Below are 21986 nucleotides of genomic sequence, written 5' to 3'. Positions count from 1 at the left end.
GCTCCACCGGTTGAGGAGGCCGCCGCCGGCCGGGGGACCGGCGCGGCGGCGGCCATGTCAGGTGTCCTGGGACACGGTCAGGCGCAGGGCTCGAAAGTCGGAGCCCCGGTGGGCGCCTTCAGACCCTGTGCCTGGCCGAACCACTTGGTGAACAGCTGCTGGGCGGTGCCGTCCTGGTACATCTTGGTGATGGCGGCGTTCACGGCCTCGCAGGTCTTGGTGTCGCCCTTCTTCAGGCCCACGCCGTACTTCTCGTCGGTGAACGGCTGGCCGAGGATCTTGAACTTGCCCGGGGCCTGACCGGCGAACCCGGCCAGGATCAGGTCGTCGGTCGTGACGGCGTCGAGGTTGTTGCCCCCGAGCTTGGCCACGCACTCGGAGTACGACGCCGCGCCCACGAGCTGGGCGTCGAGGTCGAGCTCGCCGTCCGGCGGCGGGTCGGTGATCCGCTTGTAGGAGTTGGAGCCCGCGGCCTGGCAGATCCGCTTGCCCGCCAGGTCGGTCGGCTTGGCGATGCCGCTGTCGTCGGTGCGGACCATGACGTCCTGGTGCGCCACGATGTACGGCCCGCCGAAGGTCACCTTCTCCTTGCGGCTCTCGGTGATGGAGTAGGAGGCGAAGATGATGTCCACGGTGCCGTTGGCGAGGAACGCCTCACGGTTGGACGAGGCGGACTCCTTCCAGGTGATGTCCACGTCCTTGCCGCCGGCGAGCTCCTTGACGACGTACTTCGCGACGTCGACGTCGAAGCCCTCGGGCTCGGCGCCCTTCTTCAGGCCGAGCCCCGGCTGGTCCCACTTGGTGCCAAGAACGACCTTCTGCGATTTCTCCAGCTTCTCCGCGACGCTGGAGTAGCTCTCGTCGCCCCCGCCGCAGGCCGTCAGGCTCGCGGCCGTGGCGGCGACGGCGAGAACCGCCCAGATTCGTCGTGCTCGCATTACTGCCACCTCTTCTTCCGTGCGCCGGGCCGGATCGCGGCCCGGGGAGGATTGCGTGATCAGTGCGTGAGGATCTTGGAAAGGAAATCCCTGGCCCGGTCCGTCCGGGGATTGGTGAAGAAGGCGTCGGGTTCGGCCTCCTCGACGATCTCGCCGCCGGCCATGAACACGACCCGGTTGGCGGCCCGGCGGGCGAACCCCATCTCGTGGGTGACGACCATCATGGTCATGCCGTCCCTGGCGAGGCCGGTCATCACGTCGAGCACCTCCTGGACCATCTCGGGGTCCAGCGCCGAGGTCGGCTCGTCGAAGAGGATCATCTTGGGGTCCATGGCCAGCGCGCGGGCGATGGCGGTGCGCTGCTGCTGGCCGCCGGAGAGCTGGGCGGGGTACTTCCCGGCCTGCGAGGCGATGCCGACACGTTCGAGCAGTTCCATGCCGCGCTTGTCGGCCTCGCTCTTGGAGACCTTGCGCACTTTGATCGGCCCGAGGGTGACGTTCTCCAGGATGGTCTTGTGGGAGAACAGGTTGAACGACTGGAAGACCATCCCGACATCGGAGCGGAACCTGGCCAGCGCCTTCCCCTCGGCGGGGAGCTCCTGGCCGTCGAACGTGATCTTCCCGGCGTCGATGGTCTCCAGGCGGTTGACCAGGCGGCACAGCGTGGACTTACCGCCACCGGACGGCCCGATCACGACGACGACCTCGCCGCGCGCGACGCTGAGGTTGATGTCCTTCAGCACATGCAGCGTGCCGAAGTGCTTGTTGACGCCTTCCAGATTGACAAGAGGGCGCGGGTCACCAGGCTCCGTCATGGTCAACAACGTAGGGGTGTCAACGTCGCCAAATCACTACCGCGCGGGTACCGATCAGATCACAGGCTCCCTACGCCCACGTGCCGGGACATTTCTCCCGGTCTTTCCGGGGCCACGGCTCATCCGTCCCGGGATGGTGTGGCGCTTCTCTGGGTTCGTCGCGAAGGCGACCGGAGAAAGCCCCTCATAGAAAGCCGCGGTGAGCCACTTATGTTGAAAAATCCGGATCTGTTCAGGAGGAACGTCGCCGGCGTCGCCATGCTGGCCTGGCCGTTGCTGGAGCTCGCGGCCTTCCTCACCTCGCCACCGGGGTCCACGCACGCCCCTGACGTCTTCGCGAGCCGCCCGGTACAGGTGCAGGTGAGCGCCCTGCTGTACCAATGGGGCACCATCGCCCTGATCCCCGCGATACTCGGGCTCGCCCATCTCCTGCGTACGCGCATGCCGCGGACCGGGAACATCGGCGCCGCGATCGGAGCGGCCGGCGCCGCGAGCGCGATCGCCCTCTTCACGACCGACTTCTACGACCTCGCGCTGGCCCAGACCCTGCCGGCGGAGCAGGCCGTACGCGTGACCGAGGCGGCGAACGAGCTCGGCGGGTTCGTGTACGGCATGCTGCTGCCGGGATTCCTCGCCCACGTGGGCGTCCTCACGCTCATGGTGGGCCTGGCCCTCGCCAAGGCGGGGCCGTGGTGGTTGCCCGTGGTGACGCTCATGGGGATCGTGGGGCCGTTCCTGACGATGGGCCAGACACCCGCCGTCCAGTCGATCGGAGCGCTGTTCCAGTTCGCCGCGTTCGGCTGGGTGGCCGTGAAGGTGCTCCGCATGCCCGTGGCCGACTGGCAGGCCGCGTGACCTCTTACCCGCCCGACCCTTCATCCGCGAGACCGTTCACCTGACCGCCCACCTGACCCGCCCGAACCCTCATCCACCTGGCTTCGTGACCCGCCCGGCCCTCTGCCGGCCCGGCCGTCACTTGCCGAGGCCGGACTCCCTCGCCCGGATGATCGCCTGGGCCCGGTCCGCCACCCGCAGCTTCGTGAAGATGCTGGACACGTGATTGCGCACGGTCTTCTGGCTCAGGCCGAGCCGTACCGCGATCTGCGGGTTGGTCAGGTGGGAGGCGATCAACCCCAGGATCTCCCGCTCACGCCGGGTCAGCTCGGGGAAGCTCTCCTCCCCGCCCGACCCTCGGGAGAAGTAGTCCATCAGCCGCCCGGCGAGGGCGGGGCCGAAGATGGCCTCGCCCCCCGCCACGGCGTGGATCGAGCGGACCAGTTCGGCCCGCCGCGCTCCCTTGAGCACATAACCCCTGGCCCCGGCCCGCATGGCGGCGAGGACCGAGTCGTCGTCGTCCGACATGCTGAGCACGAGGACCCTGATGTGGGGATAGTCCCGCACGATCCGCTCGGTGGCGGCGACGCCGCCCATGCCGGGCATCGTCAGATCCATCAGAACGACGTCGGGTTGCACCCTCATCACGAGGACCAGGGCCTGCTCGCCGCTGGCGGCCTCGTCCGCCACCTCCACGTCCTCCACCGACTGGAGCAGGGCGCGCAGCCCGGCCCGGAACGTGGCGTGGTCGTCGACGAGCAGCACGCGGATCCGCTCCATCGTTTACCGCTCTCCTTCCGATTTCTCCCGGTTCACCCCGGGAGTGGCGTGATCCGCCCCGGGATCTCCGGGATCTTCTCGGTCCGGCCGGGTTTCCGGGATCGCTCCGAGCGGGAGTTCGGCCAGCACCCGGGTGCCGCCCTCCGCCCGCGGTTCGATCCGGCACGATCCGCCCAGCTCGGCCGCCCGCTCGCGCATCGACGCGGTTCCCACGCCCGCTCCGACGCCGGTCACGGCCTGGGCGTCCGTGCCGGTCACGGCCTGGGCGTCCGTGCCGGTCACGGCCTGGGCGTCCGTGCCGGTCACGGCCTGGGCGTCCGTGCCGGTCACCCTCTCCTCGGATGCCGTGCCGTACGGCTCGCGCCCGTCGTCGGTGACCTCCAGGCGCAGCCGGGCCCCGGCCACGGACAGACGGATCGTGGCGTGCGCGGCTCCGGCGTGCCCGCGCACGTTGGCCAGCGCCTCCACGGCGATCCGGTACGCGGCGACCTCGACGGCGGCGGGAAGGGCGGGCAACTCACCGTCGGACTCCACCCGCACGTCCAGCAGCGCCTCCGGGCTCCGGGGCAGGCCCGCGACGTGCGAGCGGATCGCGCCGAGGAGCCCGAGGGTGTCCAGCGCGGGCGGGCGCAGCCCGTCCACCAGCGTGCGCACGTCGTCCATGGCCGCCTGGGCGTCGGCCATGATGTCCTCCAGCATCGCCTTCGCCGCCTCGTCCGTGACCATGTCCTGGACGGCCTCCGCCCGCATGGTCAGCGCGGCGAGCGTGGGGCCGAGGCCGTCGTGCAGATCGCGGCGCAGCCGTCGGCGCTCCTCCTCCCTGGCGATGACCAGGCGCTCGCGTGACCGCTGCAGGTCGGCGGACAGCCGTACCGAATGGACGGCGACGCCCGTCTGCCTGGCCAGGTCGGCGAGGACACGCTGGTCCCTCGGGCCGAACCCGCTCTCACCGGGTCTCGGGGACAGGACGAGCTCACCGACGGGCTCGTTGTGATAGACCAGCGGGAGCCGTACGGGATCGGGGGCGGGCACGCCGTGCGCGTGCGACGGGCCGCCGGCCACCTCGACCGCGACGTGCGGCAGCCGCAGCGTCTCGGCCACAGATTGGGCCACCGCCGACAGCACGGCGGACGGTTCCCCCGTCTCCTCCAGCCGCTTGCCCAGCAGCGCCAGGACGGCGTACGGATCGTCCCGTCTGCCGTACATGACCAGGTTGATCCAGCGCTGGACGCGGTCGCGCAGCGGGGCGAAGACCAGGGCGATCACCCCGGCGGCGACGATCGAGACCGGCAGCGCGCCCTCGGACCGGAAGATCGCGCCGAGGTAGGTGACCACCACGACATACCCGCCGACGACGCACCCGGACAGCAGGAGGTACACGAACGTCCGGTTGATGACGAGATCGATGTCGAGCAGCCCGTGCTGGAGCACGGCCACGCCGACCGAGATCGGCAGCAGGCTGGCTCCCAGCGTTCCCGCGAGCTCCCAGAGCGTGCTCTCCATCGGCCAGACGGCGCCGGGATATTCGTCCGTGAGCCCGGCCACCAGGCGGGCGGCGACGATCAGACCGGCCAGCCCCGCCGCGTACACCAGCCACTTGACCTGGTCGCGCTCCCGCCGCCCGCCGTGCCTGGACCGGCGGACGAGTTCCACCGCGCCCGCGACGAACAGCAGGCCGGAGAGCACCGACATCACCGGGTCCACGGCTCGGGAGAGGTCCGCGAGCGCCGGTACGCCGAGTGGGTTGACGACCGCCGTGCCGAGGCCCGCCTGGTCGTTGGGGCCCGGCCGCAACGCGCTCAGCGCCATCACCGCCACGGAGAACACGCCCAGCGCGCCGAGCAACGGCCGCCACCTGTGCGAGGGGAGCCTTCCGGCGGGGAAGAAGAGAGGGATCGCGGAGAGCGACAGGTTCGCCGGGATCCACAGCCAGCTCTGCGGCCAGGCGGCCGCCTCGGCGAGCGGCGCTCCGGTGGATCGCGCGAAGATCGCGTACTGGCCGAAGCCGTCGAGCAAGGCGAAGGACAGGGCGCCGGTCGCCATGATGAGGCCGATCGCGTTGCCCGGCCGCCGCGCGCCGATCAGGCCGCCCACGACCGCGAAGGCGGCCACGAAGATCAGATGGCTCTGGGGGATCAGGCCCATCCCGTTGCGTACGCCCAGGACGAGTGCGGCGGTGGTGAGCAGGAGTGTGGCCACGCATACGGGCCATGCCGCACGCCGCACGTGACCTCCCTGATGTCCGGTTTCAGGGTATCGATGGCTTCGCCCAGAAGGATGGGACATTGTCCCGATCGGGGTGGGTCAGATTCGGCCGCTCACCGATACAGGGCGACGGCGGCCTCGCTGATGAGCGTCTCGACCATGCCGATGACCTCGTTGACCGGGCGGGGATACTCCCGCGCGATGGAACGCAGGCGGCCGACGAGCTGGCCGGACGGCTGGGCGAGATGGAGCGCCGCCTCCACTCGCAGCACACCGACCAGGCCGCACAGCGCGGCGCACCGCGCGTCCGGCTGCTCCACGGCCTCGACGGCGTTGCGCACCCCGGAACGCGCGCGCACGAGCGGCGCGACGTCGGTGGGCGGGTAGCGGGTCTGCGACATCACGCCCATGCGCCGCCTGGTGACCCGGGTGAGGACGCCCGCGGCGACCAGGCCGCCGCAGGTGCGGTCGTAGATGTCCTCCGCGACCTTCCTGATCCAGAACCTGGTGTCCCGGTTGGTGCGGTCCCGCAGGATCAGGGGGACGAGGCTGTCGGCGACCATGTCACCGATGGGATTGCGGTCGTAGACGGCGAGCCGGCCGTGGGTGATGTCCAGGCGGCCGGTCAGGGCCAGGTCGAGCAGCACGGCGCCGGCCAGCCCGAGACTCAGCGAGGGCTGGTTGATCAGCGGCTTGCCGGCCTGGTCGTGGGCGATGAGATACAGGTCCTGGTAGAGCGGCAGCCGGTTCATGGCGCTCACCGTGACTCCTCCAGTACGGCGAGGCCGGCTGAGGAGGGCCGGCGACCGGCAATGTACAGGCCGGCCAGGACCAGGACGCCGACGCCGAGCCAGATCAGGCCCAACACCTGGGCCAGGATGTTGGCGTTGATCACGACGAAGACGAGGATCGCCATCCCCACCAGCGGCGTGATCAGATGCGCGAGGAGATCGGTCGACCGCCCACGGATCACGTAGTGCACGATGACGGAGACGTGCAGGACGATGAAGGCGATCAGCGCGCCCATGTTGATCAGGCTGGAGAGCAGGGTGACGCCGTCCTTGCGGCTGGACATCCACACCCCGAGAACGGTGGACAGCGCGGCGATGAACAGCGTGGCGTTGGCCGGCACGGAGTGCTTGACCGACACCCTGGCCAGGAACGACGGGAGCTGCCGGTCGCGCGCCATCGCGTAGAGCAGGCGGGAGACGGCGACCTGCGCGACCAGGGTGTCGGCCAGGCCCCACGAGATCGCGGTCGCGGTCGACATGATGTGCGCCAGCCAGCTCCCGCCGGCGGCCGCGGCGGTGTCGTAGAACGCGGTGCCGTTCTTGTCGCCGTGGGCCAGCAGGCCGGCCGGGTCGGGGACCAGCAGGGAGGCGACCCACACCTGGACGATGAACAGCACGCCGGCCAGGATCAGGGCCAGGCGCATGGCCTTCCCCACCTGGGCGGAGCCGCCCTTGGCCTCCTCGACGAGCATGCTGATCCCGTCGAACCCGAGGAAGGACAGCACCGCGATGGAGACGGCGCCGAACACCACCGGCCAGGAGAAGGTGTCCGGATTGAACAGCGGTGTGAGATTGAACCCGCGCCCCTTGCCCTGGAGGAGGGCCCAGACGCCGACCGAGAGGAAGAGGCCCAGCACGACCAACTCGGCGGTGATCAGGGCTTTGGTGAGCGAGATGGTCATCCGGATGCCGCGCAGGTTGATCACCGTGTTGATCGCCACGAAGATGATCACCCATGCCCACACCGGGACCTGCGGCACGGTGGCGTTCATGGCGATCGACGCCACCAGGTACAGCAGGCCGGGCACGAGGACGTAGTCGAGCAGGATGGCCCATCCGGTCATGAATCCGACCGGGGCGGCGATGCCGCGGCCCGCGTAGTTGTAGACGGAACCGGACAACGGGAACGCCTTGACCATCTGCGCGTACGAGGCGGCGGTGAACAGCAGCGCGACCATTCCGATGACGTACGCCAGGGCCGGCATGCCGTGGGATTCCTTGTAAACCTGACCGAAAATCGCAAAAGGCGCGATCGGCACCATGAAGATCAGGCCGTAGAACACCAGGTCACTCAGTCCGATGCCGCGGCGTAATTCCTGGCGGTAACCGAACTGTTCGACATTCTCCTGCGGCTGCACCACAGCCTCCTCATATCGGCATTTCTCAATGCGTGAGGTACGTGTGACAAAACGTGCCAGTCCGGAAGGGAATGCCGTCCTCTGGCCAAAGTCGTTCGGAGATCCTCTCGTAGCGCACGACGCGTCGCAAGGGGTCGGCCGATCAGGTCGCCGATCATCGTCCGGGTGGAAACGGATGGAAACGACCAGCGAAACGACCAGCGGAACGGGCTACTGAACGGGCTACTGAACGGGCGGCGGACGGGTTCGGGAAGAAGAGAGATCATCGCGTGATCGCGCACGCCCGGGACAAGTGGCGGTCACGCGCAAGGAGTCGCGCAAGGAACGCGCAAGGAGTACGGCCACGCGCACGGGCCGCGGCACACATGAGCTTTTGACGGCTTCTCGCGGGACTATTGGTGGCTTTGGCGAGATGGGCGGGTCATTGCCCTGATCGGGGATGAGTCTGGTGGAGGCGTTCCGGGGTCGCCGAAGCGCCTACCCTTGTTGGTTGAGATGACTGTCACCGAAGCAGGCGCCCGCACGTACGAAGTACGGACCTATGGGTGCCAGATGAACGTGCACGACTCCGAGCGCCTGTCCGGGCTGCTGGAGGACGCCGGATACGTCCGCGCCCCCGAGGGGGAGACGGCGGACGTCGTCGTGTTCAACACGTGCGCCGTGCGGGAGAACGCGGACAACCGGCTCTACGGCAACCTCGGGCACCTGCGGCCGATCAAGATGGCCAAAGACGGCATGCAGATCGCCGTCGGCGGCTGCCTCGCGCAGAAGGACCAGGGCGAGATCGTCCGCAAGGCCCCCTGGGTGGACGTGGTCTTCGGCACGCACAACATCGGCTCGCTGCCGGTGCTGCTCGAACGCGCCCGCATCGCGCAGGAGGCCCAGGTCGAGATCAAGGACTCGCTGGAGACCTTCCCCTCGACGCTGCCGACCAGGCGCGAGTCCGCCTACGCCGCCTGGGTGGCCATCTCCGTCGGGTGCAACAACACCTGCACCTTCTGCATCGTGCCGTCGCTGCGCGGCAAGGAGAAGGACCGCCGTCCCGGCGACATCCTGAACGAGGTCCGCACGCTGGTCGACCAGGGCGTCCTTGAGATCACGCTCCTCGGCCAGAACGTCAACACGTACGGCGTCGAGTTCGGCGACCGGCTCGCGTTCGGCAAGCTGCTGCGCGCCTGCGGGGACGTCGAGGGGCTGGAGCGGGTCCGCTTCACCTCGCCCCACCCGGCCGCGTTCACCGACGACGTCATCCACGCCATGGCCGAGACGCCCAACGTCATGCACCAGCTGCACATGCCGCTGCAGTCGGGGTCCGACCGCGTGCTGAAGGCCATGCGCCGGTCCTACCGCGCGGAGCGCTATCTCGGCATCATCGACCGGGTCCGTGCCGCGATGCCGGACGCCGCGATCTCGACCGACATCATCGTGGGCTTCCCCGGCGAGACCGAGGAGGACTTCCAGCAGACCCTCGACGTCGTACGGGCGTCCCGTTTCGCCAACGCCTTCACCTTCCAGTACTCCATCCGTCCGGGCACCCCGGCGGCCACCATGGAGGACCAGGTGCCCAAGGCCGTCGTCCAGGAGCGTTACGAGCGCCTGGTGGCCCTCCAGGAGGAGATCTCCTGGGAGGAGAACAAGAAGCAGGTCGGCCGCACCCTGGAGGTGTTGATCGCCGAGGGCGAGGGCCGCAAGGACGACGCCACCCGCCGCCTGTCCGGTCGTGCCGCCGACAACCGCCTCGTGCACCTCGCCGCCGTGGACGCCCGGCCGGGCGACATGGTGACCGCCGAGGTCACCTACGCCGCCCCTCACCACCTCGTCGCCGACACGGTCGTCTCCGTACGGCGTACGCGTGCCGGGGACGCGTGGGAGGCCCGACAGGCCGCACCTGACACGGGCCGTGGGGTCAATCTGGGCATGCCGACCATCGGCCGCCCTCCGGCGGCTCCCGAGTCCTCCTCGGCCTGCTCCGCCCGCCCATAACGGCGGCTCGGCCCCGGCAGCGGCCGTGGCGCCCCGGCTGGGGCGACGCGGATCACAGCGGTCGGGGGCGGTGGTCGGGGTCGGGGTCGGTGCGTGGGCACACAGGGCGGCACGTCATGCTGTGGTGGGTCCGGGCGCGAAGCCCATACGGCGGCGTGTGGTGCCGTGGTGCGGAGTGCCATGGCGCTCGGCGTCGTGGTCGTGGGACGGCTGTCGTGGGGGCGGCCGTCCCACCCGACTCTTCAGAGAAGCGACTCCCGGTCATGCCTGACGGACCGGAGGTGTCCTACGGTGATGCGGCCCGGAGCCGAACCGTGGAATGCGTCGGCTTCAGCGGCGCGGGGCCGTGAAGCTGTCGAGGAACTGGTAGCAGTAGTCCCGGCGCACGTCGTGGAAGGTCGCGCAGGGGTCGGGGAAGGGGCGAGACCGGGGCCCGTCGCGGTGCGACGGTTTGGCGGGTGTCCGTCTGGCGACTCCCGTCTTGCCGGTGACGGTGGCCTTCCCGGTGATCGCGGTCCTTTCTGGGGCCGCTGCCGTTTCCGCTGCCGTTCCCGGTGTCGCGGACAGCGCGGGGGCCGCCTTTCCCGGGACCGCCGCCTTCGTCCGCGCGTCGGCGCCCGCGTCCCTGCTCGGCCTCGGGGGCGGGATGGGAACCGGTGAAGGGCGCGTCGCAGGGCCCGACGCCGGGGGAAGCCGGAGCTGTGTCGCGGGAACCGGAATCGACCTCGGTGTCATCAGGCGGCCCAGAGACGTCCCCGGTGTCTCCAGCCACCCCGAATCGCGTCGCGCCGCTGGCGCTGGTGTGCCGGGTGCGGGCCGTGTCCCCGATCTCGCCCGCTCTCCGCCGGAGCCGTTGACGCCCGACCCGTTCGCGGTGGAGCCATCCGCCTCAGAGTCGTTGACGCCAGAGCCGTTCACGCCAGACCCGTTCGTCCCAGAGCCGTTCACACCAGAACCGCCGGTTCCCGAGCCACCTGCCGCGCCGCCGCCTGCCGCGCTCGCATCGCCGCCCGGCGCGCCCATGCCCGTAGGACCAGCGCTGCCGCGCGCGGCGCCCCCGCCGGTCGTGCCGCCACCCGGTTGCGCGCCGCCCGTGCCGGTACCGTGGGGATCGCGAATGTGATCAAGGGGACCCGAGTCGCGCGCCTGACCCAGCACGCCGAGGCGTGGCCCGCCGTCCGAGCCGTGGCCGTTGTCGCCGTCGGCATCGCGGGCGGTGCCAAGGAAGACGCCGAGCCCCGCCACGGCGACGACGCCGGTGGCCCCGGTCAGGGCGAGCGCCGTACGCCATCGAGGCCGGCGAGACGGCGAAAGACCCGAAAGATCGGGCAATTCTGGCATAGCGTGGCTCTTTCGTGATCAGTTCGCGTTGGTTTTGTCGCGCGAGGCGGGACCAGTGTGGTCCACCGTTCGCGCGGGCGGCGGGGATTCTCCGATCTCGGTTGGTGGGCGACGACCGACGGGTGTTAGGCATCGGTCCCGGCCTCAGCGGTGGCTCAGCCCCGCTCGTGTCCCCACCTCTGTGGTGTCCCAGCCTGCTCGTGTCCCGGCGTCTGTGGTGTCCTGGCCCCGCTCGTGTCCCGGTCTCAGTCTCGGCGGGGGTATCCCGGACGCAGTCGTGTCCCGCTCCCAACCTGCCTCGGCCGTTCGGGCTCGACGGCAAGCCGCGTCGGGCCTGCCTCGCCTTCTGTTCGTGCGGTGTTGAGCAAGCGATGCGGGCAAGATGGGCGATTTAAGATCATTACATGCGGAGTGATGTTATTTGAGTGATTAATGTGCGAAAGGTGCCTTGTGGTGGCTAGGCTGGCCGAACCCTTCGGAAGCCTGGAGGTTTCCCCGACCAGCCGCAGGGAGTCACACCTTGGATAGGCACGATCGACCGTCGACGCACCACGACGGGGAGCCGACCCGACCCGTTCCCGCGAGCCCGTCAGCCGCGAACCCCCCTTCCGCGAGCCCGCCGAGATCCCGGCGCAAGACCGGGCCTGACCGGCGTGTCATCGCGGTCGCCGCGCTCGTCGCGGTCCTGGCCGGCGGCGGGATCGTCTACGCGGTCGCGAGCGACTCACGAGGAGCCGGTTCCATATCGAACGGCGAGTCCGCCGACGGCCGGCCCGCCACAGGCGATGAGGCAGCGTCGAACGGCGAGGGCGCACCGGACGACGGTGCCCGGGAAGCCGCCGCGTCCGGTGACGCCGATGCGGGGGCGGACGCCGATGGAGACAGCGGGAACGGCACCTCTCCCGGAGGGAGCGGGTCCAGCGGTAGCGGGTCCGGTTCGGGCACCGGTGGCACGACGGGCAAGAAGACGCCCAACACGAGCGAGACGCAGTCGTCGGCCACGGGCAAGTCGCCGACCAAGCCGTCCTCCGGCGGCGGTGAGGGCGACGAGGACACGGTCGACCGTTCCGGAGACGCTGGCGTCGTCGAGCCAGGAGAGCCGGTCGGCGGTTACTGATGCCGTGCCCACCGACATCCGGCGGCTGTGGGCACGCACCGACAAGCCTCGGAGGAAACCCTGATGTGCGGTCCGGCAGGCATCGCACGCTCGGGCCTCGACGTCTCTCCCGCTCCTGATTTCCCCGTCGCCTGATAGCGGCGGTCCCCTCGGGAGGTTCTGATGGAGGGAGGGCACAGGGCTCCGGCTTCGCTCGTCCCGGGGAAGGTTCGTGGTCCCCGCCAGGGGCGCGGGCCTCGCGGAGCGGGGTGGCTTCGGTGGGGAACGGTGTCCGGAGGCACGACGGATAGCCTGGTGCGGTGCTCGTCGCCGCCGCGGTATGCCCGCATCCGCCACTGATCGTCCCCGAGCTCGCCGGCTCGGCCGCATCCGAGCTCGATCCGCTTCGTACGGCGTGCGCGGAGGCCGTCCGTTCGCTCGTGCGATCCGGGCCCGATTCGCTCGTGCGATCCGGGCCCGATCTGCTGGTCGTCCTCGGCGGTGCGGCCAGGAGCGCCTCTTTTCCCGGTGACGCCGCCGGGACGTTCCGGCCATGGGGCGTGGACGTTCGCGTGGGCCGGGGCGAGCCCGTCCTTCCCTTGTCGCTCACCGTCGGGCGCTGGGTGCTCGACCACTCGGGGTTGTCCGAGACCGCCGTCCCCGTCGGTTTCGAGGCGGTCGCCTTCGACGCGCCATCCGAGGAGTGCGCGGCGCTCGGCCTGCGGATCTCCCGGGCGGGCAGCCGGGTCGCGGTCCTGGCCATGGGCGACGGATCGGCGCGGCTGACCGAGAAATCCCCGGGATACCTGCATCCCGCGGCGGCGCCGTACGACGAGATGCTGGCGGACGCGATAGGGAACGCCCGGACGGACCGGCTCGCCGCACTCGACCGGGCGGAGGCCGAGGAACTGTGGGTGGCCGGACGGGCCGTCTTCCAGGTTCTCGCCGCCGCGGCGGGCGATCGTTCCACCTCGCCGGCCGAGCCTCCGCGACCTCGTTCGCCCGAAGCGGCTCTGCCCGACGGCGTACGGGGCGACACGGAAGGCGGAATGCGTGGCGAGCTGCTCTACCAGGACGCGCCCTACGGCGTCGGCTACTTCGTGGCGCGGTGGACCGCTGAGTAGAACCCGCCGGCTGATCCCGTGGCACTGCCCAGGCGAAGCGGCTGGAACGGACGTCGCGGGGCCGCCCGATCAGGTCTCCCGCTTGGGCACGGGGATCCGCATGAGGTCACGGGCGACGACGATCTCGCCGGCGAACGCCGCGGCCGCCTCGTCGAGGAAGCGCTGCTCGTCGGCCTCCGCGTACCGCTCCGAGAAATGGGCCAGGACGAGACGGCGCACGCCGCACTCGGCCGCCACCTTGCCTGCCTGGGCCGCCGTGAGATGGCCGTACTCGGTGGCCAGAGCCGACTCGGCGGACAGGAACGTGGACTCGATCACGAGCATGTCGACCCCTTCGGCCAGGGCGAACACCTCGTCGCAGAGCCGGGTGTCCATGACGAACGCGGCGCTCTGTCCCGGGCGCGGGAGGCTGCAGTCGGCGAGATGGACGGTCGAGCCGTCGGGCGCGGTCACCGTGCCCTGCCGCTGCAGCTCCCCGATCAGGGAGCCGCTCACTCCACGCCTGGAGAGTTCGCTCGGCAACATGCGCCGCCCGGCGGGTTCGTCCACGCGGTAGCCGTACGACGCGACGGGGTGGGAGAGCGGCCGGGCGGTGAGCGTGACCGGACCCGCGGGCAGGTGCATGATCTCGCCGGACACCGGCCGGGCCTTGATGACCGAGGTGTCGGCGAAGGCCGAGGCGTGGCGCAGCCGCTGCCAGTACGTCTCCCCGCTCGCGGGGTAGGCGGCGTGGACGGTGTGGCCGACCCGGTCCCTGGCGATCCGCTGGACGACACCGGGAACGCCGAGGCAGTGATCGCCGTGGAAGTGCGTGACGCAGATCCAGGTGATGTCGTGCGCGCCCACTCCCGCGTGCAGCATCTGCCGCTGGGTTCCCTCGCCGGGATCGAACAGGAAACCCTCGCCGTCCCAGCGCAGCAGGTAACCGTTGTGGTTGCGGTGCCGTGTCGGTACGGCGCTGGCGGTCCCGAGGACGATGAGTTCGCGATGCACGCCTCAACCTAACGCCTCGCCCTGACGCCGCGACATTCGCGGCCGTCGCGAGCCTCCCGGGCGCGACGGTGGTCGCGGAGCGGGACGGACCCGGAAGAATGGACGCATGGATACAGTCGCCTTCGCCAGCGTTCCGACGAAGCTCGGTGACGTGCTCGCGGCCGTGACGGAGGACGGCGTCGCCGCCATGTCCTTCCAGGACAGCCCCGCCGCGCGGGCGCGCATCACCGAGCGGCTGAAGATGGCCGTCGCCGACGACCCTTCCCGTACGGCGTCCGCACGCGGGGAGCTCGCGGCCTACTTCGCCGGTGAGCTGCGGGAGTTCGGCGTCGCGGTCGACTGGCGGCTGATGTCCACGTTGCAGCGGCAGGTGCTGGGCACGCTCTACACCACCGTGCCGTACGGGCGGGTGGTGACCTATGGCGAACTGGCCGCCAGGAGCGGCACCGGTGTGCCCGCCCGGGGCATCGGATCGATCATGGGCAGCAACCCGATACCGATCATCGTGCCCTGTCACCGGGTCGTCGCGGGCAACGGCCTCGGCGGGTTCAGCGGCGGCGAGGGCGTGGAGTCCAAGCGCTGGCTGCTGACCCTCGAGGGTCACCTGCCACCCACGCTCGACTGGGATCTGTGAGCGGGTGCCGCTCCGGGGCATCCGGAGCGGCACCTTCACCTTGGCCGCCGGGGCATCAGCCCCGGCGGGAGTCAGCGGGGTTCAGGCCCGCCGGTTCCGCCGGGACTCTCCGGCCTCCTGCCGGTGTCCTCGCCGAGCCTGCCCTCGGTGCCTTCGAAAGTGTCGCGCCCTCGGCCTGTCACGTCGCCCATGGTCTCCTGGCTCCTCGCGTGACGCTGCTTCGGGATGTTCTGCAGCTTCTCTGCCGTGCTGCTGATCATTTCCTTGACCTTGTCGATGATCGACATCGTGACTTCACCCCGATTCGATGCGACCAGGCATCGTACGGCTCCCCCTTACCCAGGAGTTGAGAGACTTACCGTTGTGGGGCGACTACCTGTTATCGCCGTCGTGGGTGCCACGGCGGCCGGGAAATCCGATCTGGCCGTCGATCTGGCACTGCGGCTGGGCGGCGAAGTGATCAACACCGACTCGATGCAGCTTTACCAAGGAATGGACGTCGGGACGGCGAAGCTGACCGTTTCCGAACGCAGGGGCGTGCCCCACCACCTGCTGGACATCTGGCCGGTGACGCGTACGGCCAGCGTCGCGGAATACCAGCGACTGGTCCGGTCGCTGATCGACCGGCTCAGGTCCGAGGGCCGGGTTCCGATCCTCGCCGGAGGGTCCGGGCTCTACGTCCGGGCGGCCCTGGACGACCTGGAGTTCCCGGGGACCGATCCGGCGATCCGTGACCGGCTGGAGAAGGAACTGGCCGAGACGGGCCCCGCGCCCCTCTACGAGAGGCTCAGCAGGGAGGATCCGGTGGCCGCGGCCCAGATCCTGGCGAGCAACGGCCGCCGGATCGTCCGGGCCCTTGAGGTGATCGAGCTGTCCGGGCGGCCCTTCTCGGCCACCATGCCGTCGTACGACTCCGTCTACGACAGCGTGCAGATCGGGGTGGAGGTCCCGAGGCCGGTGCTCGACGAGCGGATCGCCCTCCGCGTCGACCGCATGTGGAACGCCGGTCTCGTCGACGAGGTGCGGCGGCTCGCGGACCTCGGCCTGGCCGAGGGCCGTACGGCGAGTCGCGCGCTCGGCTACGCCCAGGTCCTGCGCTTCCTCGGCGGAGAGTGGACGGAGGAGCAGGCCAAGGACGAGACGATCCGGGCCACCCGCCGGTTCGCCCGCCGCCAGGAGTCGTGGTTCCGCCGCGATCCGCGGGTCGTGTGGCTGCCCTTCGACGCCCCCGACCTGACCGATCGTGCGCTCGCCCTGGTCACGCCGTAGCCGCCTCGGCGTCGGGAGAGGACGGTGCCGGGGCGGCCACGGCCGATGAGTGGCCGTCCCGAGTGGCCGTCCCGAGCGGCCGTCCCGAGTGGCCGGACCCATGCCCGGCGAGCTTGCCGGCGGCGGTTCCGGAAGGCCGTTGCGACTAAAATTCGCTGCTATGCGGTTCGTCAAGGGACATGGCACCGAGAACGACTTCGTCATCCTTCCGGATCCGGACGGGGCGCTCGATCTCGGGCCGGCGGCCGTCGCCGCGCTGTGCGACCGCCGCGCGGGGATCGGCGGCGACGGCGTGCTGCGTGTCGTCCGCACGAAGCTGTGCCCCGAGGTGGCCGACCAGGCGTCCATGGCCGAGTGGTTCATGGACTACCGCAACGCCGACGGCAGCGTGGCCGAGATGTGCGGCAACGGCGTGCGGGTCTTCGCCCGCTACCTCGTCGCGTCCGGGCTCGCCGCGCCGGGCGAGTTCGGCGTCGCCACCCGTGGCGGGGTCAAGCGGGTACGGCTGGCGTCCGAGGGGGACGTCACCGTGGACATGGGCAGGCCCCGCGTGCTGGGCGCGAGCCGGACCACGGTGAACGGCCGCGAGTACCACGGCCTGAACGTGAATATGGGCAACCCCCACCTGGCCTGCCTGATCGACGACCCCGTGGCGGGGCTCGACCTGACCGCGCAGCCCGGGTTCGACCGCGAGGTCTATCCCGACGGCGTCAACATCGAGTTGATCAATCCGGTGGCCGATCACGCCGTCTCGATGCGGGTCCACGAGCGCGGGTCGGGGGAGACCCGTTCCTGCGGCACCGGGGCGGTCGCGACCGCGGTGGCCGCGGCCCACGCCGCCGGACGGAGCACCGGTACCTGGGCCGTCCACGTGCTCGGCGGCACCGTGACCGTCACGCTCGACGAGGAGACCAGCTATCTCGCCGGCCCGGCCGTCCTGGTCGCGTCGGGAGACTGGCCCGCCGTTCTGGACGGCTGATCGTGACGGGTTTCCCCAACGCCGGTTAAGACATGGCTCGCGGCGTTTGGGGCATGCTCGGTGAGCTGGCAGACTGGCTGCCCATGGACGTGGACATCTGGGCCTGGGTCGGCGGCACCCAGAGGGAACTGCACGAAGCCGGCAACGCCGGTCTGGCCGTGGCGCTGGGTGACGTCCCCGCGCAGGCCCTCGAAGGGCGGTACGGGCAGCTCGACGTCGTCGCCCCGGCCATCGCCCAGCAGGCGGAGGTGCTCGGCAAGCCGTGGCTCGAGCTCTTCGCCCGCTACTGGCACATGATCGGCCGGGTGGGCGACCGGGCGAACGGCGCGGTCGCGCTGGACGACGCGCGGCAGCTCGTCGAGTTCTCCCAGCGAGACGACGTGCGCGACTGCCCGGCCGCGTCCGCCGCGGTCGAGGCCCTGGCGATCGCCCAGGCGAACACGGACGGCCCCGGATACGCCGACGAGCGGCTGGCCGCCCTCGGCGCCGCGCTCGGTGACGTCGAGCCGGACTCCCTCGCCTTCCCGGGGCTCACCACCCAGTACGTCGCCGCGTTGCTGGACGCGGGCAAGGCCGCCGAGGCGGTCGCGTACGCCGAGGCCGCGGTCGACCGGCTGCGCGCGGCGGGCCGGGAGGCGAGCTGGGAGCTGGGCGCGGTCTCCGCGCGGGCGCTGCTCGCCGACGGGCGCGCCGACGCCGCCCTGACCGCGCTGGACGCGGCGGCGGACTTCAAGCCGGACGACCCGGTGGCCAAGGCGCGCCGGGAGGCGCTGCTGCGCACTGTCGTGCTGGTCGGCCTCGAGCGCATGGACGAGGCCGTCGAGGCCCTTCCCGATCTCGACGTGGTCGGTGAGCACCCGCGTGAGTGGGTGGAGTGGGCGCAGACGGTCGCGAAGCTGGCCGGCGGCGGTTCGATCTCCAACAGCTGGCAGCTCGGACGGGTGCTGCGGCAGTGGCTCGCGTACTTCGAGACGATGGGCGGGCACCGTGCCCGGGTCGAGCTCGCGCTGGCGGCCGGCGACCTGGCCGTCGCCCGCCAGGGACAGTGGCAGGCCCGGCTGCTCGCCGACCTGGCCGAGGCGGCGCTGGCCGACCTCAGGAACACCGACGGCCTCCCGGAGCGCATCGCCGCGCTGCGCGCCGCCGCCGACGCCGCTCCCGTCCTGCCCCCGCCCGGACCGCAGGACGAGCTGGTCGCCTACTTCGACGCCGCCGACGGCCGTACGGCCGACCCGGAGCGGTGGGTGGGCTGGCTCTGGCCGGTGTCCGGCACGGAGCTGGAGGCCACCCGCCGCCACGCCACCACGCTCGGCTTCCTGGGATACGCCGGGACGGGCGCCGACATCTACTGGAAGCTGATCGTCGAGGACGGTGACCCCGCCACCGCAGGTGACGAGGACATCGCCTACCTCACCGGCCTCCTCATCGAGGCGAACCAGGACGAGCGCGTCGAGCGGTTCGCCGCACTCCTGCCGGAGCGGCACTCCCACCTCGCCCTCGCCCGGCTGCACCGTGCCCGCGAGCGCTGGGAGGAGACCGCGGCCGAGGCCGAGAAGGCCGTCGCCGCGGGGTCCGCACTGGAGGGGCGCCGGCTCTGGTCGGGCGCCGTGCAGCAGCTCGGCGACAACGCCAAGGGCGCCGAGATCATGCGGCCGCTCCTCGACACCGGCGACGCCGAGGAAGAGGACATCTGGCGCATCATCGTCCTGGCCACCGCCGCCGAGGACTGGGTCACGGTCCGCGCCGCCGCCGCCAAGCTCGGCATGCCGATCCAGTCCGAGGAAGGGCCGATCGAGGAGGAGTGGCACCTGATCCGCGCCATCCTCCCCTCGCCCGACGGCAGCCAGCGGGAGGTGCTCGCCGTACGGACCGGTCCGGCCACGGCGCGCCTGGCGATCCCGCAGCCGCGCGGCATGGAGTACAACGCGGGGGATGTGGTCGTGATCGACCCGCGTCCGCTGGAGCCGGTTCCGGAGGACCCGCAGGAGCGCGAGAGCTTCGTCATCCCCTTCGCGGGTGTGTCGATGCTGCGTCCCGGCGGATACACGAGCTGGTTCTTCGACGGCGCGGCCCCCTCCGAGGAGGAGTGGACCGAGTTCAACGAGCTGCTCGCCGAGCGCGGCTGGCCCATGTGGGTCTACAGCGACGAGAACTACCAGGTGACGCACCCCGGGACCGGCGAGCAGCTGCCCGGAGTGTTCGGCTGGATCGCCGCGCCTCCGACGGTGAGCGCCGCGGAGCTGGACGCCACGCTCGACGACGCGACCGAGCAGTGGGTGCACCCGCTCGCCTGGCTGGACCTGGCCCGCGAGGTCGGCGTCGAGGTCGAGCGGCACGAGCGCATCTCCAAGGAGTACGGCCTCTGACGGCTCGCGGGAGGTCACGGCGGCCGGTGACGGCGTCTCCGTGACCTCGCCGCGGTCCTGAAGCACGCGAGGGGCGTCCCTGCCGGTCAGATCGGATCGGTGCGGGCGCCCTTCGCCGTCGCTCCGCCCGTTCGTGAGGCGGTGTGGCGGATGACGAGGGAGGCGTGCACGTCCTCGCCGGTCTGCGCGGCGTACATGTGCGGTACGTCGGACACCCAGCTCGCGTGGCCTCCGGCCGGGATCACGATGGGACGGTCGAGCGGGCCGACCCGGGCGGTGCCGGTGAAGACGGTGAGGAACTCCACGGCGCCGAGAGGGTGGGCGGGGGAGACCTGCACCCGACCCGGCCTGATCCGCAGCCGGTAGAGCTCGGTCGTGACGAGCCCGTCCACGAAGGTCTCCAGGAGCGCGGCGGAGACGGCGGACCCGTGGATGATCTCGGGTGGTTCCGGCCGCTCCGGCCGTACGTCGGGATCGGACCGCACAGCATGGTCGAACCGCACAGCATGGCCGGATGGCACAGCATGGTCGGGCGGCACGTCATGGCCGGACGGCACGCCGGACTCGGTGAGCATGTCGGTGAGCACGGCCGCGAGCGGGACGTCGAGCTGGGCGGTGATCGCGTACAGGGTCTCGACGGTCGGATTGCGGGTCCCGGCCTCCAGCCCGGACAGCGTGGCCTTGCCGACGCCTGCCCGCAGGGCCAGCTCCGACAGCGACAGCCCGCGTTGCGCGCGCAGCCGCCGGATGCGCTGCCCGACCTCGGCAGCGAACGCCGCGGAGTGCTCCCTCATGTGACCAGTATCGTGCCGGACTGTTCCGTTTGTGGAACGACGGGCCCTAGACTGCTGTTCCATATACGGAACGAACGGAGTTCGTGATGGGACGCGTGCTGCAGCCGATCCTGGCCGGAGTGGTGCTCGCGATCGTGGGCTTCGCCAGCTCGTTCGCCGTGGTGCTGGCAGGGCTGCGGGCCGTCGGCGCCGATCAGGCGCAGGCCACGTCCGGGCTGCTGGTGCTGTGCCTCGCGATGGGCGCGCTCGGGATCGGGCTGGGCCTGCGCTACCGGATGCCGATGAGCGTCGCCTGGTCCACGCCGGGAGCCGCGCTGCTGGTGTCGGTCGGGTCGGAGGGCGCCGGCGACCGGGCCGACTACCGTGCGGCCCTGGGCGCGTTCGCCGTCACCGGCCTGCTGTTCGTCCTGGCCGGGCTGTCCGACCGGTTCAGCCGCCTGCTGCACGCCATCCCCGCCCCGCTGGCCGGTGCCATGCTCGCCGGGGTGCTGCTGCCGCTGTGCCTGGCCCCCGTCCAGGCGGTCGTACGGTTCCCCGGGCCCGCGATACCGATCGTCGTCGCCTGGGCGGTGCTGTTCCGCTTCGCGCGGAGATGGGCCGTGCCGGGGGCGCTGCTCGTCACGATCGCCGTCATCCTGCTCACCCAGCCGAGAGCGGAGCACGGCGCGGGACTGTGGCCGGCGGTGACCGTCGAGACGCCCTCCTTCTCGGCCGGCGCCCTGATCGGCATCGCGATCCCGCTGTTCATCGTCACGATGGCCTCGCAGAACGTGGCCGGGATGAGCATGCTGGCGACCTACGGATACCACCCGAGGCTCCGGCCGATCCTGACGACGACGGGGCTCGCCACGATGGCCGTGGCCCCCTTCGGCGGGCACGCCGTCAACCTCGCGGCGATCACCACGGCGCTGGCCGCCGGCCCCGACGCCCACCCCGACAGGGACCGGCGCTGGATCGCGTCGGTCACGGGCGGCGTCGTCTACATCGTGCTCGGCCTGTCCATCGGGCTGACCGTGTCGTTGATCGCGTCGTCCCCGCCGCTGCTCATCGAGACCGTCGCGGGGCTGGCGCTGCTGGCCACGCTCGGCTCGGCGGTCCAGGCCGCCGTCGCGGACGAGCGGCAGCGTGACGCGGCGGTGGTCACGTTCGTGGTGACCGCCTCGGGGGTCGCCCCGTTCGGCATCGGGGCCGCGTTCTGGGGGCTCGTGGCCGGGTTGGCGTTCCGCGCGCTGTCCGGCGGCCTGCGAGGCCGCTCCAAGGCGGCGGTCTCCGCGACTTCCACGCCACCCGCGACTTCCGCAGCGACTTCCACGCCGCCGGCGACGCCCATGCCCTCCGCGACTTCCACGCCGCCGGCGACGCCCATGCCCTCCGCGACTTCCATGCCATCCACGCCCTCCGTGACAGGTGCGCCGTCCGCAACTCCTGCGGCGCCGCCGTCCCCGGTGGCTGGCACCGGCGGCGCCCACGGCTCCTGAGCGCCGGTGGGATCCCGTGCCGTCCGCCAGGCGGTGAGACGCCCCCCGCACGCGAAGGCCGTGGAGCGCGGCATGACCGCCGATAGGGCCACGGCCGCGGACCGCTGAGGTCGAGGAGCGCGTGGCCGCCGTCGGGACTTGGGAACCCTGTCACCACTCGTGACGCTGTGCCCCTTGTGTCGGGATCCGGGCGGCTTGACTCCAAAAC

The 21986-nt window shown here is 71.1% G+C and carries 18 protein-coding genes; 9 read left to right on the top strand and 9 right to left on the bottom strand.

The features are described 5' to 3' along the window. Positions 1-77: 77 nt before the first annotated feature. Positions 78-938: a glutamate ABC transporter substrate-binding protein gene (locus tag AB0I59_RS12125; protein ID WP_061257605.1), complete on the bottom strand. Its 861-nt coding sequence runs from the start codon at positions 936-938 to the stop codon at positions 78-80. A 59-nt stretch (positions 939-997) separates the two neighbouring features. Continuing rightward, positions 998-1753, bottom strand: coding sequence for an amino acid ABC transporter ATP-binding protein (locus AB0I59_RS12120; RefSeq protein WP_358132303.1), 756 nt, complete (start codon positions 1751-1753; stop codon positions 998-1000). A 210-nt stretch (positions 1754-1963) separates the two neighbouring features. Between AB0I59_RS12120 and AB0I59_RS12115 the strand changes: the two genes are divergently transcribed. Then, positions 1964-2608: a hypothetical protein gene (locus tag AB0I59_RS12115; RefSeq protein WP_358132301.1), complete on the top strand. Its 645-nt coding sequence runs from the start codon at positions 1964-1966 to the stop codon at positions 2606-2608. A gap of 117 nt (positions 2609-2725) precedes the next feature. On the opposite strand, the gene AB0I59_RS12110 is transcribed toward AB0I59_RS12115, so the two are convergent. The 4 genes from AB0I59_RS12110 to AB0I59_RS12095 form a co-directional block, all read right to left on the bottom strand. After that, a complete protein-coding gene (locus tag AB0I59_RS12110) occupies positions 2726-3367 on the bottom strand; it encodes a response regulator transcription factor (RefSeq protein WP_358132299.1) in 642 nt (213 codons plus the stop codon). A 3-nt stretch (positions 3368-3370) separates the two neighbouring features. Continuing rightward, positions 3371-5593 carry a GAF domain-containing sensor histidine kinase gene (locus tag AB0I59_RS12105; RefSeq protein ID WP_358132297.1) on the bottom strand — a complete coding sequence of 741 codons (2223 nt, stop codon included), beginning with the start codon at positions 5591-5593 and terminating at the stop codon, positions 3371-3373. 92 nt (positions 5594-5685) lie between these two features. Continuing rightward, entirely contained in the window at positions 5686-6324 is a 639-nt protein-coding gene (locus AB0I59_RS12100; protein WP_358132485.1) for a GOLPH3/VPS74 family protein, read from the bottom strand. 5 nt (positions 6325-6329) lie between these two features. Continuing rightward, positions 6330-7721: an APC family permease gene (locus AB0I59_RS12095; protein ID WP_061257748.1), complete on the bottom strand. Its 1392-nt coding sequence runs from the start codon at positions 7719-7721 to the stop codon at positions 6330-6332. 495 nt (positions 7722-8216) lie between these two features. On the opposite strand from AB0I59_RS12095, the gene miaB reads away from it, so the two are divergent. The 3 genes from miaB (at position 8217) to AB0I59_RS12080 (ending at position 13265) form a co-directional block, all read left to right on the top strand. Beyond that, a complete protein-coding gene (miaB, locus tag AB0I59_RS12090) occupies positions 8217-9704 on the top strand; it encodes a tRNA (N6-isopentenyl adenosine(37)-C2)-methylthiotransferase MiaB (protein ID WP_358132295.1) in 1488 nt (495 codons plus the stop codon). 1861 nt (positions 9705-11565) lie between these two features. Continuing rightward, on the top strand, positions 11566-12162 hold the full coding sequence (locus tag AB0I59_RS12085) for a hypothetical protein (protein ID WP_358132293.1): 597 nt from the start codon (positions 11566-11568) through the stop codon (positions 12160-12162). A 299-nt stretch (positions 12163-12461) separates the two neighbouring features. Continuing rightward, a complete protein-coding gene (locus tag AB0I59_RS12080) occupies positions 12462-13265 on the top strand; it encodes a class III extradiol dioxygenase subunit B-like domain-containing protein (RefSeq protein WP_358132291.1) in 804 nt (267 codons plus the stop codon). Between the two features lie 69 nt (positions 13266-13334). On the opposite strand, the gene AB0I59_RS12075 is transcribed toward AB0I59_RS12080, so the two are convergent. Beyond that, positions 13335-14258 (bottom strand): ribonuclease Z, encoded by a 924-nt coding sequence (locus tag AB0I59_RS12075; protein ID WP_358132289.1) that lies wholly within the window; start codon positions 14256-14258, stop codon positions 13335-13337. 106 nt (positions 14259-14364) lie between these two features. On the opposite strand from AB0I59_RS12075, the gene AB0I59_RS12070 reads away from it, so the two are divergent. After that, positions 14365-14892, top strand: a complete 528-nt coding sequence (locus tag AB0I59_RS12070) for a methylated-DNA--[protein]-cysteine S-methyltransferase (protein WP_061257597.1) — start codon at positions 14365-14367, stop codon at positions 14890-14892. A gap of 71 nt (positions 14893-14963) precedes the next feature. On the opposite strand, the gene AB0I59_RS12065 is transcribed toward AB0I59_RS12070, so the two are convergent. Beyond that, entirely contained in the window at positions 14964-15179 is a 216-nt protein-coding gene (locus AB0I59_RS12065) for a hypothetical protein (protein WP_061257596.1), read from the bottom strand. Here AB0I59_RS12065 and miaA point away from each other — a divergent pair. The 3 genes from miaA (at position 15178) to AB0I59_RS12050 (ending at position 19506) form a co-directional block, all read left to right on the top strand. Further along, the gene (gene miaA / locus AB0I59_RS12060; RefSeq protein ID WP_435830947.1) at positions 15178-16161 is read left to right on the top strand and encodes a tRNA (adenosine(37)-N6)-dimethylallyltransferase MiaA; all 984 of its coding nucleotides are present in this window, start codon (positions 15178-15180) and stop codon (positions 16159-16161) included. The two genes, AB0I59_RS12065 and miaA, sit on opposite strands and share 2 nt — an antisense overlap. A gap of 160 nt (positions 16162-16321) precedes the next feature. Further along, a complete protein-coding gene (gene dapF, locus AB0I59_RS12055) occupies positions 16322-17140 on the top strand; it encodes a diaminopimelate epimerase (protein WP_358132286.1) in 819 nt (272 codons plus the stop codon). Between the two features lie 32 nt (positions 17141-17172). After that, positions 17173-19506: a tetratricopeptide repeat protein gene (locus AB0I59_RS12050; protein ID WP_358132284.1), complete on the top strand. Its 2334-nt coding sequence runs from the start codon at positions 17173-17175 to the stop codon at positions 19504-19506. Positions 19507-19592: 86 nt separating this feature from the next. Here AB0I59_RS12050 and AB0I59_RS12045 read toward each other — a convergent pair whose 3' ends face one another. Continuing rightward, positions 19593-20300 carry a helix-turn-helix domain-containing protein gene (locus AB0I59_RS12045; RefSeq protein ID WP_358132282.1) on the bottom strand — a complete coding sequence of 236 codons (708 nt, stop codon included), beginning with the start codon at positions 20298-20300 and terminating at the stop codon, positions 19593-19595. Positions 20301-20386: 86 nt separating this feature from the next. Between AB0I59_RS12045 and AB0I59_RS12040 the strand changes: the two genes are divergently transcribed. Then, positions 20387-21778 (top strand): benzoate/H(+) symporter BenE family transporter, encoded by a 1392-nt coding sequence (locus AB0I59_RS12040; protein WP_358132280.1) that lies wholly within the window; start codon positions 20387-20389, stop codon positions 21776-21778. The last annotated feature ends 208 nt before the right edge of the window (positions 21779-21986 follow it).

The sequence above is a fragment of the Microtetraspora glauca genome (genome assembly GCF_040656155.1).
Classification (GTDB): domain Bacteria; phylum Actinomycetota; class Actinomycetes; order Streptosporangiales; family Streptosporangiaceae; genus Microtetraspora; species Microtetraspora glauca.
Note: the sequence above shows the minus strand (reverse complement) of the source record. Positions and strands in the feature narration are given on the sequence as shown.

What these genes read in the sequence shown, in the direction of transcription:
- AB0I59_RS12125 (WP_061257605.1), bottom strand. Translation starts at nt 938, where the DNA reads ATGCGAGCACGACGAATCTGGGCGGTTCTCGCCGTCGCCGCCACGGCC.
- AB0I59_RS12120 (WP_358132303.1), bottom strand. Translation starts at nt 1,753, where the DNA reads ATGACGGAGCCTGGTGACCCGCGCCCTCTTGTCAATCTGGAAGGCGTC.
- AB0I59_RS12115 (WP_358132301.1), top strand. Translation starts at nt 1,964, where the DNA reads ATGTTGAAAAATCCGGATCTGTTCAGGAGGAACGTCGCCGGCGTCGCC.
- AB0I59_RS12110 (WP_358132299.1), bottom strand. Translation starts at nt 3,367, where the DNA reads ATGGAGCGGATCCGCGTGCTGCTCGTCGACGACCACGCCACGTTCCGG.
- AB0I59_RS12100 (WP_358132485.1), bottom strand. Translation starts at nt 6,324, where the DNA reads ATGAACCGGCTGCCGCTCTACCAGGACCTGTATCTCATCGCCCACGAC.
- miaB (WP_358132295.1), top strand. Translation starts at nt 8,217, where the DNA reads ATGACTGTCACCGAAGCAGGCGCCCGCACGTACGAAGTACGGACCTAT.
- AB0I59_RS12070 (WP_061257597.1), top strand. Translation starts at nt 14,365, where the DNA reads ATGGATACAGTCGCCTTCGCCAGCGTTCCGACGAAGCTCGGTGACGTG.
- AB0I59_RS12065 (WP_061257596.1), bottom strand. Translation starts at nt 15,179, where the DNA reads ATGTCGATCATCGACAAGGTCAAGGAAATGATCAGCAGCACGGCAGAG.
- dapF (WP_358132286.1), top strand. Translation starts at nt 16,322, where the DNA reads ATGCGGTTCGTCAAGGGACATGGCACCGAGAACGACTTCGTCATCCTT.
- AB0I59_RS12050 (WP_358132284.1), top strand. Translation starts at nt 17,173, where the DNA reads ATGGCTCGCGGCGTTTGGGGCATGCTCGGTGAGCTGGCAGACTGGCTG.
- AB0I59_RS12045 (WP_358132282.1), bottom strand. Translation starts at nt 20,300, where the DNA reads ATGAGGGAGCACTCCGCGGCGTTCGCTGCCGAGGTCGGGCAGCGCATC.
- AB0I59_RS12040 (WP_358132280.1), top strand. Translation starts at nt 20,387, where the DNA reads ATGGGACGCGTGCTGCAGCCGATCCTGGCCGGAGTGGTGCTCGCGATC.